General features: G+C 52.4%; 11 protein-coding genes and 1 pseudogene. 2 read left to right on the forward strand and 10 right to left on the reverse strand.

Translation table 11 applies throughout. The annotated features are described in order from the left end of the window. Window positions 1-220: recombinase family protein (locus CO251_RS05575; protein ID WP_146038992.1), on the reverse strand; the 220-nt coding region annotated here is incomplete at its 3' end. A gap of 41 nt (window positions 221-261) precedes the next feature. Between CO251_RS05575 and CO251_RS18030 the strand changes: the two genes are divergently transcribed. Next, complete coding sequence (locus CO251_RS18030; protein WP_146039009.1) at window positions 262-564, forward strand: AAA family ATPase; 303 nt, start codon at window positions 262-264, stop codon at window positions 562-564. Here the strand turns inward: CO251_RS18030 and CO251_RS05580 are convergent. The 3 genes and pseudogenes from CO251_RS05580 to CO251_RS17605 form a co-directional block, all read right to left on the reverse strand. Continuing rightward, window positions 561-1511: a biotin-dependent carboxyltransferase family protein gene (locus CO251_RS05580; protein ID WP_158246199.1), complete on the reverse strand. Its 951-nt coding sequence runs from the start codon at window positions 1509-1511 to the stop codon at window positions 561-563. The genes CO251_RS18030 and CO251_RS05580 overlap by 4 nt on opposite strands. Window positions 1512-1515: 4 nt before the next feature. Then, window positions 1516-2241 (reverse strand): 5-oxoprolinase subunit PxpB, encoded by a 726-nt coding sequence (pxpB, locus tag CO251_RS05585; protein WP_158246200.1) that lies wholly within the window; start codon window positions 2239-2241, stop codon window positions 1516-1518. Between the two features lie 50 nt (window positions 2242-2291). Further along, window positions 2292-2609, reverse strand: a pseudogene (locus CO251_RS17605) (hypothetical protein); the annotation flags it as partial. Window positions 2610-4431: 1822 nt separating this feature from the next. Between CO251_RS17605 and CO251_RS05595 the strand changes: the two are divergent. After that, a complete protein-coding gene (locus CO251_RS05595; RefSeq protein ID WP_103374827.1) occupies window positions 4432-6285 on the forward strand; it encodes a DUF2079 domain-containing protein in 1854 nt (617 codons plus the stop codon). Between the two features lie 6 nt (window positions 6286-6291). On the opposite strand, the gene CO251_RS05600 is transcribed toward CO251_RS05595, so the two are convergent. The 6 genes from CO251_RS05600 to CO251_RS05625 all read right to left on the reverse strand — a co-directional run bounded on the left by CO251_RS05600 (window position 6292) and on the right by CO251_RS05625 (window position 12937). Next, entirely contained in the window at window positions 6292-7695 is a 1404-nt protein-coding gene (locus tag CO251_RS05600) for an APC family permease (RefSeq protein WP_103374828.1), read from the reverse strand. A gap of 452 nt (window positions 7696-8147) precedes the next feature. Then, a complete protein-coding gene (locus CO251_RS05605) occupies window positions 8148-9131 on the reverse strand; it encodes an aldo/keto reductase (protein ID WP_103374829.1) in 984 nt (327 codons plus the stop codon). A gap of 21 nt (window positions 9132-9152) precedes the next feature. Further along, window positions 9153-10412, reverse strand: a complete 1260-nt coding sequence (larC, locus tag CO251_RS05610) for a nickel pincer cofactor biosynthesis protein LarC (protein ID WP_103374830.1) — start codon at window positions 10410-10412, stop codon at window positions 9153-9155. After that, on the reverse strand, window positions 10409-11170 hold the full coding sequence (gene larB / locus CO251_RS05615; protein ID WP_103374831.1) for a nickel pincer cofactor biosynthesis protein LarB: 762 nt from the start codon (window positions 11168-11170) through the stop codon (window positions 10409-10411). The genes larC and larB overlap by 4 nt, the downstream gene beginning before the upstream one ends. A gap of 24 nt (window positions 11171-11194) precedes the next feature. Further along, on the reverse strand, window positions 11195-12031 hold the full coding sequence (larE, locus tag CO251_RS05620) for an ATP-dependent sacrificial sulfur transferase LarE (RefSeq protein ID WP_173677073.1): 837 nt from the start codon (window positions 12029-12031) through the stop codon (window positions 11195-11197). A 30-nt stretch (window positions 12032-12061) separates the two neighbouring features. Then, complete coding sequence (locus CO251_RS05625; protein ID WP_103374832.1) at window positions 12062-12937, reverse strand: aldo/keto reductase; 876 nt, start codon at window positions 12935-12937, stop codon at window positions 12062-12064. Between the last annotated feature and the right edge of the window lie 97 nt (window positions 12938-13034).

The raw sequence follows: 13034 nt of genomic DNA on the forward strand, positions 1-13034 counted from the left end.
TCTGGTCGTGGCTGGAGACTCGCGCATAGGCAACGGTGCGCCGGTTTGCCGTATCAGCACCATGAAACCACTCAGGGCGCAGCTTCGCCAAGTCATAGCGCCGGTGGCCGCCGGGCGTATGTTCGGCCATGAGCCGGCCTTCCGCCTCCCAGCGTCGCAGAGTGGTAATGGATACGCCCAAGGCTTTGGCCGCCTCCCTTATGCTAACTAATCTCTCCATTTTGTATAGTATAAGTTAGCTTTGGTTAGTTATCAACCGAACTGTTAAAGCCCCGTTCTTCTGCCCTCTACCTTTTTGACGAACCGGAATCCGCCCTCTCCATTACCGGTCAATTGGCTTTTCTTCGTCTGTTAAAGCAATGGTCCGGGACCGGCCAGACCCAAGTCATCATCGCTACCCACTCACCCATCCTCCTAGCGTTTCCCGGTGCAACCATCTACTCTTTTGACGCTGCCCCTATCACGTCTATACGCTACGAGGACTCTACGCCCTACCAATTAACGCTGTCCTTCCTGAAGTCTCCAGACGTCTTTCTCCGAGAACTCTTTCGTCATAACGACTAGCCCTCGCGAGCTTCTTCGCGAACATTGCGGTCGTGGATAGCCAAAACAGCTTGCTCCCACAACTGACGCGATGTCTCGCGGCTCACCCGCTCAAAGCGAACCTTGCGACCGGGCTTGATTTGGGCCAATCGCCCCAAATCGACGGTGGCAACCATGGCCACAACGGGATATCCGCCCAAAGTCCCTCGAGCCGGCAGCAAAACGAGTGCCGTGCCGTCAGGCGTAATCTGCACGGCTCCTGGCGCCATGCCTTCTGATATCATGGGGGCAAGAGGGTCAGGGCGAAAGGTGCCCTGAAGCCGGATACCCATGCGGTTACTGGCCGCTCCGACTACAAACTCTTGAGAAAAGAACTTCGTCCACAAATTTTCGCCCATGACCTCATCATGAGGACCTGCCAACAGCCGAACAGGAGCTAAGATCTCTTGACACAGCATCGGGGCTCGCCGAAGCATTCTCCGGTAAGCCCAGTCATCCAACGCCGTGGAACCGACCGGAATTTTGTCCCCCGCCTGTAACGCACGACCGGCATATCCCCCGATCCCTGCGACTAAATCCGTACTGCGGCTGCCCATCACGGTGGGGACTGCACATCCCCCGCGTACCGCCAAGTACGCGTACACGCCTGTGAATTTTCCCAATCGAACCGTACTGCCCGCTTGCACCCAAAAAGCACTCCATGCCGGCAATCTTTCCTTGTCATTCACTACCACTTCACAAACAGCGCCGGTTACGGCAACCCATGTACTTTCTTCAAAAGACCACTCTCCTCCTTGCAAAACTATTTCAATAGCGGCGGCCTCTGGCGCGTTGCCGACTAGTGCATTAGCCCAACGATATGCCAGGGCATCAACAGCACCGCCCGAAGCAAAACCTAGCGCCTGATATCCGTAGCGGCCCAAATCTTGAATGGTTGCTTGGACCCCTGGCTTTCGGACCACGATCATTGCCTCACCACCCCCCCTCCCATAATTGATCGGGCCACGGGCCGTTTTGAATGGCAGGATCATTCGCCAAAACCTGATACATTTTGGCGTCAATGGGCCAAAACCTCACCACGTCTCCAGGTTCATAAGGAATGGGAGCATCCAATTCGGGTCGAAATAGCCGAATCGGCGTCCGTCCGATGATTTGCCACCCTCCTGGCGTTGCAGTGGCATAAATCCCCGTCTGCTGCTCGGCAATGCCAACAGAACCAGCTGGGACTGTCGACCGCGGAGTGGGTCGGCGGGGAGCCCGTATGGCTTCGAGAACAGGGCCTAAAAAGGGAAAGCCTGGAGAAAATCCTAGACAATACACACGGTAATCCTTCCCGGCATGTGCAGCGATTACCGCATCCCGCTGCATCTGATGCATCTGAGCCACGTCATTCAAATCAGGCCCAAACTCTTCCCCATAAGCCACAGGCAACGTCACACGCCGGCCCCTTGTGTCTTGCGCAGGCATTGTGGCCAAAGCCTCTGCCACCAAACCGTTCCAATCTAGCCCTCCCATTTCCGGGGAATAGAGTACAAGAACCGTCGTATAGGCGGGGATCACATCACGAACCAACGGCATCTGTGCGCGAATCCAGTGAGCGATGTGGTGCACCTGCCTATTAATCTGCTCATCTATGGCAGAACCGAACTCGATGAGGACCGCATATTCGCCTACCGGGCGAATCCTCCAAGTCGCCAAAATGTCTCACCTCATCGTTGCTTTGCTTGAGCTGTCCTCTTTAACTCATTTTACCAAGAGGTGCCTTGCGATACCGTTTGTGTGAGCAATTCGGCACTTTTACATTGATCGCCACACGCTGATTCTGATCCACAGCACACCGAGCACAACGGCCCTTGATGAAAGGGACAACCCACCATATCTAATGCCTCGAACGCGTGATGACATTGGATACAATTTATCACCTGGTCCTGCCCAGATTCCAGTGACGCCGTTGAGCGCACATGGTAGGTGCGTCCTTTAGTCACGCCGGCAATTATTGGCGGGAGCAATAATCCTAATCCCGCCGAAACAAAAGGGGCCCAAGTTTCACCAAGAGGACCTGCCGCNACCAGCAGGGCAATCACCAGCGCGCCCACGCCTACTACGTTGAATTGCGGCAAAAAGGCCCGTTTATATTCATAACCTGCGGGGCTTAGTTTGAATAGCCATTTGTTAAAAAGGGTGTCAGATACCACCGTCATCGCCCACGCGATGATAAAGACGCCCTCAAAAGTAAGAATTTGGAGCATGTGGGCAAAAATATTTCCCATCATTAACACGGTCCCCAAGACTGCCGTAAGAACTCCCCACCATTGGCGGCCGGGCGTGAAATGAAAGACACGCGAAAAGAAGTTCGAATAGGCAAGAGAACCACTGTACACATTGACCGTATTAATGCGCACTTGGGTGATCAGCACAATGAGTAGCCCGACCGGCCCTAAAATAGCCGTAAAATAATCCCCAGGATTGGTCTGATGCAGCTCTAGTCCAAAATACGAGCCAAGTAACACCACCCCTAAGAACGTGACAATCATCACGACATACCCGTTGAAGAAGGCACCGATGGCGGTATCTTTGGCACGCACAAAGCGTCCTAAATCTGCCCCTTGCGTCCCCATGCTAATCAAGGCAAACACCGTGGCAGCTAATTGCAGCAAAATCGGTCCCGCCGTAAGCGATGGAGCCTTAGCAGGCCGATAAGCCAGCCATGGTACGGGATGGAGAACATGGGCCACATGGTACCACACGAACGCCACGGCCACTGCGTAGATAGGAAGAGTCACCCACATCAACCAACTTAAAAACCGCATGCCCTTCGTGGCCAATACGATAAAGAGCAGCCCAATCAACGTTTCCCACAGCAAAGCAGGAACGCGAGGCATACTCGTCTGCAAAGCTCCTACTAAAATGGAGCCTTCAAACGCAAAGAACATAATATAATTGAAGCTATACAAAATCGAAGCAATGGCGGAACCCATAAACCCATACCCGCTGCCCCGTGTAATCAGATCACTATCGAGCCCCGTTTTGGCCCCGACCCAACTAAAGAAGAAACCAACGGATCCAATAAACAGTACGCCAAACACCATACCCCAAATTGTTGGCCCAGTCCCGTACTCTAAGGTCAATTCACTTCCCCATGACAAAAAGAACATCGCGGTGGAAACACCAATCAAGACACTGAAAATGCTCGACCAGTGCCAGATCCGAAAACTCGCTGGAACAAAACGTAACGCATAATCTTCCCGTTGATCTCTTGGTTGTGGTTTAGCCACGTTGTCGACCCCCTAACTCTGATGTGTTGTCCCCTTTGGCTACCCCATTACCGAAGAACCGCTTCGAAATACCGTTAGGAAACACCATGATAGCCCTTCCCAGTAACGCAGAAACCCTCAAGACATGTAATCAAAAAACGAAGACAAAAACAGAGGAAAACTCTTCCTTACCCCTCTAGAGTACCATCTGACAGACCCTTCAATCTCTCTCATATCTGTGCCTTTTCACAAAAACTTCTCAAATCGACCGCATTTGAGGAGAAGACATAACAGCCTCTTGGCGTTCCGGTTCATCCTTTCGTGGAACTTGCTAAATCACTCGCCGATTCGATGAGTCCATGCCCATCGTCATGAATCGGTATCCGTGCACACCGGACCTGTATGAGAAGGGAAACGAACGTCATCCCACCTTCTTTGCAGCGTTTTCGTAAAGCCAAATTGTCAACATCTTTGCCCATAGGGGAAGCTACCGGATTGGAACATCATCCCCAAATCCCCATCAATTTCCTAAAAACGCCAAAATTAGGCAGGAATTTAACGATCTTTTGACGAAAGCAACATGAGCATATATGACCCGACTTAATACAATTTGAAAATCTATAGGAGGCCCTTTGTGATACCTGCATTCAACACTTCACCCAGCACCCAAACACAACCACGTTGGTCATGGCCGCAGGTTACGACCATCGTGGTCACGTGTTTGTTTGTGTCTTTTCAACTCATCGTGTCGGTTCATAAATTTTATAATATGGAAGCCACGACCATGGATTTAGGTGCCTTTGAGCAAGAAATGTGGAATATCTCGCATGGCAATTGGTGGGCTTTTTCGAGTGTCTTTCAAGCGCCCGCGGTATCGATCGATGGATTTCTATGGATTTATCCCATCGCCTATGGCTTCCGTTTTTTGGGGGGGGCCGTCTTTTTGTTTACTTTACAAAGTACGGCAACCGCAATCAGTGCTTGGGGAATTTACCGAGCAGCACGGCTCCATGGTTTGTCGGAATGGCAGGCAGCAGTTGTCTCGATGGCTTTTCTTTTATATCCAGCCATTATTGGCGGCAGTCAGTTTGACTTTCATCCCGATTTCATTGCGCTACCGTTTTTAATTTGGGCTTATGTCGCCTATCAGGCCGAATCGAAAATTCTTTCCTACATCCTTTTTCTATGTGCAGCGCTATCCAAGAATGTGGCCATCATCTCTATTGGTGCGTTCGGTTTTGGCTTGATACTTTGGCAACACCGTATTCGCGACGGCCTGATCACTTTAGGCGGCAGCCTTCTATTCTTCTTCGCCGAAATGGATTGGATTATTCCTCAGTATTTTGACGGCGGCATGACGCAACATAATAAACACCTATACGCCTATCTCGGCCATGGATACATAGGCATGTTGGCTGGCATTGTCACTCACTTTTCCCTTGTTGCGCACCATTTATCTCATGAAGGGTCCTACTTTATTTGGATTTTAGGCCCTGTACTGGGCTTGTCACTCTTGGGGGCAGCCTCCACACCAGCCATGCTCTCCTTGCTTTTTCTCAATGCGCTCTCGTTATTCCCTAATCAACGGTACCTCACGTCTCAATATCAAGTGATACTTGCGGGCTGGCTTTTTCTGGCCTTAATCGAAGCTCTGGCGCGATTCAAAAACCGTCGATCCCGTCTCCTTTTTGGCATAAGTCTCACCACCATGATCTTAGAAACCAGCTTCTTAAGCGTCAACATCCTGCCCCTTCTGTCGGTCACGCATCCGCGCACATGGACCGCCACCCAGCAAGCCAACCGCCACCTGTCACGAAACAGTGTGATATGGACTCAAAACCGACTCGGTCCTTGGCTGTATCGCTATGATTTGCTAGGTGTTGACCGGCAAGTCGCATTAGGTCTAGCCACAGGCACCTTACCCGAGCTTTGGCATGAAGCCGGTTCCAACCATGTCACCACAGATATTGTTGCCGCCCAGCCCACCACGCCTTATTTAGCGGACGTTTTAGCTCACGCCCTGCACTCAGGCTACCACGTGTCGTTCCATCAAGGACCCTTGTTTATTGTCTCTGGAATGCGCCATTTCCGCATCCCGCCACAGGCACCGTTCGCCGCTGGATGGCAGCCACGGACACGGTCATGGGACATTCCTATTTGGACTCAGAAGATTCTACTCGGCCATTTAAATTGGAACACGCAAAGCCTGCAGGTTTCTCAAAGGACACGCGGCATGATTTTCGCCCCCATCGCCGTCGCATTTACTCCAGGACTGTACCATATTGCCGTCACTGTCCATAGCCCTAGACCTACGGAGTCGGTCGTTTTGGGCAAGATTATAGCCGGGCGTTATACCGCTGACATCATGTCGGGCATGCCCCATGACACCTTAACGATCGACGTGCGCCACCATGAGAATCTCGCTATTGCGCTTTGGACCTCTGGACACCAAAACTTTTCTCTGTCAGGTCTGACGATTAGTCAATAGAGGCTCTTACTCATCGGCAATAATACTCCCGACCCGATCAGCCAAATCGGGAATGTGGCGCAAGCGCCACAGCGCATAGGCCCAGGCCACCATCAACAATCCCAAGACAATCCACGGAAAGGCGTTAAATGGAGCGGGCTGCCCTGGCTCAATCAAACCCCATAAAGGAAGAATTAAGGCTAGGGTGCCTGCAATGGGGATAACAAGGTGACGAAGCCATGAGAACTGAGAACGGCACTCCCGCAAATAATAGACGGGAACCGCCAGATTCAACACCAAATAAACCAGCGCCACGGGAATTGTGCCCAGCGTGGCAATAACCCCGGCGATGGTCAGTGGCGACCCGTGATGGGCCCAAATTAAAGTAATCGTCAATGCCACGCCCAGGTATAGAATGATAGCCGAGACCGGAGTTCCATAGCGGCTGACCCGTCCTAATTCAAACGGCAGCAGCCCTTCACGTCCTGCACTAAAAATCATACGTGCTTGCGCATTCGTCGCACCAATAAGAGAGGCAAAGGTACTCGTCAGGCCCGCAAGATACACCAAAAGCGTGAAAGGTCCTAATGCTTTCGAAGCCGCCACGACGAATGGAACGCTTTGACTGGCGATGGCCTGGGCATTGTTGTGAAAAGCCACGGAGGTGGTCCACGCCATCAGCACATAGATGACGGTAACAAGTAAGGTCGCTGTGTAAATCGCCACGGGGACAGCTCGCCGGGGATTTTGAGTTTCCTCGACCATCGCGCCAGGATTGCCAACACCAATAAACAGGAACACCGCAAGAGGAAATGCCAATCCCATGCCGGCTAATCCATTCTTGATATAATGGGGATTGAAGCTACTGAAAGACAATCGATGCCAATGGGTCACAATAATAGCCGCCATACTGACAAGAATGAGGAGCAACTCAAATGCAAACATGGCTGCCGCCCATTTTGTGGAGATTTTGACCCCGCGATAAACTAAATACCCCACGACTAAAACAAAAAGAATCGAGAAGAACTGCCATGCTACAGTCACGTGAAGAAACTGCTGCAAAATCAGAGATGTCCACCCGCCAAGAACGGCAATGACAAAGCCCACCGCGACAATGAACCCAAAGCTCAAGGCCCATGCTGCCATTACCCCCGCAACGGGACCAAATGTTTTGCCAATATAGGAGATATATGATCCGGTACTCGGCGTAACCCGGGTAAACTCCACCAAACTATTGATTTTTAAAAGAATCACAATAGCGGCCACAACAATCGCTAAAGGGCTCGCAATACCAGCCGCCGCGGCAATCGTGGCGAAGGAAAAGAAAAAGCTCATGGCAGGTGCCGTATTAGCCATAGATACCGCGGTAATATCGGCGGTCGTTAAGCTATTCTGCTGTAGTCGCTTCACAACCTTCGTCCCGTGTCCCATCTCTCATATCCTCCCTAGACGCCCCCATAGCCTGTTTAGAATCCATATCATCGTGATGTGCTTGATATTGACAATATGGCCAAACCCCACCGACTATGCCTAACCAGACCGGCTTATATAAAAGCGAATGGCAAAGAGACTGAGAACCCTGGATATCGGCACACAGGCATGGACTTCGGATATTGGCACAACTACAGCCTACGGCCAGTACGGATGTACTGCGAAACTCCCTGCATTATCTAAGGGTTCGACCATCAGCCAATAGGCAAGGAATTCCCTCCAAGACATCCGGCTCTGAAATATCCGCCTTGGCCCGTCAGAACGAAAACGTCCGGAAATATGGCGTAAACCATATCTCCGGACATTGAAAGATGATATTAAGAAAAGGGCCAAGCAGCACATTTCTCCCAGCAGCAACCCGTATCCAATATAGGGTTTGCTATCTCTAGGACCTAATACCGTCCGCGAATGGTAGGCGCGACGGCCTCTTGATAAAATTGCTGCAATTGTGCCCGTTCCTCTTCAGTAAACGAGGGAACCGTTAACGCGGCTAGATTGTCTTCAACTTGTTTAGCCGATTTAAAGCCCGGAATGGCGCAAGTCACCCCTGGGCTATCAATAACCCAGCGCAAGGCTGCTCGGGCCATCGTTTCGCGCCCTTGCGCAATCCACTGCAACTGATGCGCAAGCGCCACCCCGGTCTCAAAGGGAATTCCTGCAAACGTTTCTCCGACATTAAAATACTCGCCATTTTTATTAAAGGCTCGGTGATCATCCGCGGCGAATTGATGGTCCACACGAAACTTGCCCGTCAATAGACCACTAGCCAATGGGACGCGGGCTAAGATTCCAACGTTTTGCGCCTGAGCCTGGGGAAACAATTGATCCAACGGCTTTTGCCGAAACAGGTTGAATATCACCTGCAACGCTTTGACTCCCGGGTACTGCAGCGCCAGGAGTCCCTCGTCTACAGTCTCGACGCTTACACCGTATGCGCGAATTTTGCCTTCTTGCTGAAGCTGGTCCAAAATAGCAAAAACGTCCCCACGCTCAATCACCCATGTCGGCGGACAATGAATTTGATATAAATCAATCGTGTCCCGCTGCAAACGCCGTAAACTCGCTTCACAAAAGGCTCGAATCGCCGGTTCTTGATAGTTGGCAGGATCTTGCCAATCTCCAGAGCGTCCAAATTTGGTGGCAATCGCGATGCGATCCGCCATGTGATGCGTCATGTCACCTAATAATTGTTCCGATCGCCCATTCCCGTAAACATCCGCCGTGTCAAAGAAATTGACCCCAAGTTCTATAGCTCGCGCAATCCCTTCTCGGGCTTGCTCATCTTCGACGCTTCCCCATGAGCCTCCAATGGCCCATGTCCCAAAACTTAACGCACTGACCTCAAGTCCCGTCGTACCCAAGGGCCGATATTGCATCAGACTCCGCCTCCCCCTATCTCATTCTATGCCGCCGTCAAAATCGTCTTCCATCTTCGGCTGTTGGAAGGCCGCCCAAGCCGCTTGATAGACATCCTTCAGTGGCACCCCAGCTTCATGAGCCTGCCTTCTACAGTCTTCATATTCAGGTGCGGCGTTCCAAATTTGACCATGGCGGCCGGCTATTTTCATCCGGACCGCTCCATAGGGAGTCGAGACCACCTCCCACGAGCGCTCCAGCACCGTGCGCTGGCGCTCCATCCGCCGCACCCCGAGTGTGGTGGTCTGACGCAGCATAACCTCGGTGAAAAATTCTTCGTGGGCAAGATCCGTCAGTGCTGATACAATCCAGCCCGGCCGTCCTTTTTTCATCACCACCGGCGTGACCCACGCATCAAGAGCCCCTTGTTTAAGCAATACGTCAATGATATCCCCCATCCACTCGGGCGACATATCGTCGATATTGGCACTTAGTTCCACTACGCTGGCATCATCCCGAGAGCGCACCGCTTGTCCCATACGAATACGAAAAACGTTGGCGACAGGAAATTCCCGGGAACCCGCACCATATCCTCCTCTTTGATCCCGCATGGGAGGCACAGGCTTTCCCAAGGTCCCCGAGTGTTCGACCAGGGCACGCAAAATCGCCGCGCCAGTCGGTGTGACCGTCTCCCCCCAATTTCCGGAGGAGTAGGTTACGAAGCCTTGCAGCAAACGGGCTACCGCCGGGGCCGGTACCGGCAACCGTCCGTGGGCGCAAGAGACCGTCCCTCCCCCGACTTCGATAGGAGACACATAGCAACGGGGCATGCCGGCCAAATACCACCCACAAAACGCGCCCACAACGTCGATAATCGCATCGTAGGCTCCCACTTCATGAAAGTGGACTTCTTCAGCAGGTACTCCGTGCACCGCCCCTTCAGCTTCGGCTAGCAGCCGAAATGCCCGCCGACTCAGAGTTTTTACGATCTCCGGAAGTCCCCCCGCTTGTGTCAGCAAGGCATCAATCTCTGCCCAATGTCGGTGGGGATGCAACGTGGACTCGGGCGCCGGATGAGTTTCATACCATGGGGCCTCCTCGTCGACCACGACATCCACGAAGGTAGCTTGAATCCCTTTGGGGTAAACGGTCGTACGATTGACGCTAACGCCTTTCAGCATCAAAGACGCCAACATCTCCCGCCACCGGTCTTCTGCGACGCCAGCATCCAACCATGCACCCAAGAACATGTTGCCACTGACACCTGCTGGGCACTCCAAATATGCCAAGAGCTCATTCATGGGCAACCCCCACGGTTAATCAGTCCAGCCAGATAGCCGGCCCCAAATCCATTGTCAATATTCACGACCCCAATCCCAGCGGCACAACTGTTCAACATCGTTAAGAGCGGTGCCACTCCCGCGAAATTAGCACCATATCCCACACTCGTCGGTATCGCAATGACCGGAACATCCACAAGCCCTCCGATGACACTTGGCAAAGCTCCGTCCATTCCCGCCGCAACAATAATCACCCGCGCGGCATAGAGGGTATCTAGATGGCCTAACAGGCGATGCAGTCCCGCAACGCCCACATCGATTAACCGGTCGACCTTCGCGCCCATTAACTCTGCTGTGACTTCGGCTTCCCGCAAGATGGGTCCATCTGCCGTTCCTGCCGATACCGCAAGCACTTGCCCTTGAGGCTCAGGAACACCTCGGCGCAGAACCACCAAATGCGCCTCGTCATCATATTCAAAATCATAGCCACGGCCTTCGAGGTGGTCATAGACCGCTCGGGGTGCACGTGTCCCCATCAATGGTCCCGATCCGACCTGAGCTTGCCGCAATAAAATGGCAACCGATTGTTCGACGGTTTTGCCTGCGCAATACACGACTTCAGGCAATCCTTGCCGCCAAGCCCGGTGATGGTCAATCTGCGCAAATCCTAAGTCATCCGCATTAAGCCGCTTGAGAGCGTCCAAGCCTTCCTCGACACTCAACTGGCCCTGTTGCACGGCTTGCAACAATTCTTTGTGATTCGTTGGTGTCCCCTCCACTTGGCAAACGCTGTTTGTCTTTGCTTATAGCTGCCCATTCGCGCCCGTTACCACGAGCGGCAGTCCTGCATTCATACTGCCACTACGGTAGCCGTTGAGATCCAGCGCAATATGATGGTAGCCCAGCGCCAAAAACTTTTCGGTGATAAGCGCGGTTAAATCTAAAATGCCCACGCGGTCTTCAGGAGGTACTTCAATGCGAGCGACATCGCCATGATGACGCACACGCACCTGACGAAATCCGAGCTGCAACAAGAACAGCTCCGCTTGGTCCACTTGAGACAAAATTTCCCGTGTAATCCGGTGTCCGTAAGGAATACGCGATGATAAACAGGCGAGAGACGGTTTATCCCAGTTGGACAGCCCCAATGCATGCGCTAAAAACCGCACTTCGCGCTTGATCAATTGGGCTTGCTGCAATGGCGCCAACACATTCTTTTCCCTAGCGGCCATCAGTCCAGGGCGAAACTCGCCTTCGTCATCAGCAATCGCACCAAACGCCACATGCCTAATCCCGCGTTCTTGCGCAACCGCCACCAATTGCGTAAATAACTCTTGTTTACAAAAATAACACCGATTAATGGGATTCTCCGCATAACCAGGAATAGCCAATTCCTCAGTATGAATCACCAACTGGGGCGCACCGATTTCTCGTGCGACCTGTTCGGCAGCCAAGCGTTCCCGTTCAGGGTACGTCTCAGACGCGGAGGTCACCGCCAAAACCCGCTCGGGTCCTAAGGCTTGCACGGCAGCATAAAGAAGCAAACTGCTATCCACTCCCCCAGAAAAGGCGATGGCCACCTGGTCTAAACGTGCAAGCATATCTTTGACCCTCTGGTATTTTTCCCAAGCCTGCTCCACAGCTCTGCCCTCCTTGACAATCCGTATTCTTTAGGGGTGTGAGAATTCCCCAAATGGCGACGCATAGCGGTCTGCTGTCGCCATCAACGCCTGTTGCTCCGCGTGCGTCATAGGCTGATACTGCTCCGCCGCGCGGATAATGCTGGGCAGCAAGTGAACATCGCCCGCACTTGGCAGTCCGGCAATGGCAGGCTGGCTAAGCACAAAATTAATGCATTGCTGAATATGTGCCTGGTCGTCAAAGGGCTCATACCACGTATTGTAGTGCTGTGCTTCAGGCGATGGCCAGGGACCTTTGGCGACAGCCTTAATCGTGCAAAAGCCCACATCTTGACGTTCCACTTCTGCCACTAATCGATCAAAATCGCGCCGATATTGTGCATTAGCATAAAGGACAAAGTTATACGGCGTGAGCACACTGTCAAAAGGAAATCGGCGCAAAGCTTCCCAATGCACTCCAGGCGCTTGATGTCCGTGACCGGTGATACCGATAAAGCGAACCAACCCTTGCTCTTTGGCTTCAATCAGGGCCTGTAAACCGCCATCTGGGCGCAACAGTTGGTCTAGTTTCTCCATGGAGTTCACTTCATGCAACTGTTCCAAATCTAAATACTCCACCTGCATGCGCCGCAAAGATTGCTCAATCTCTCGCCATGCTTCATCCCGCGTCAGCCCATCGGTCTTGGTGGCGAGGAAAATTGAAGAGCGGATTTTCGGCATCCATGGCTGCATTCGCTCTTCGGCCACGCCGTAACTGGCGGCCGTATCAAAATGATTGATTCCCGCATCCAACGCGAGTTGGATAGCCGCATCCGCTTCGTCTTGGGTCACAGACCATAAGCTCGCAGCACCAAAAATGATCACAGAACTCTGATGGTTAGTCCGCCCAAACCGCCTTTTTTCCATGAAATCGCTCCTTTATTGGGATTCATCGGGATATTGTTCGAGGACGATGCCTCGCTCGTGAAGGGACAGCAAATGCCTTGCTTGGAAAGTGGAAACG

Source organism: Sulfobacillus sp. hq2, assembly GCF_002903155.1.
GTDB classification, from domain to species: Bacteria; Bacillota; Sulfobacillia; order Sulfobacillales; family Sulfobacillaceae; genus Sulfobacillus; species Sulfobacillus thermotolerans.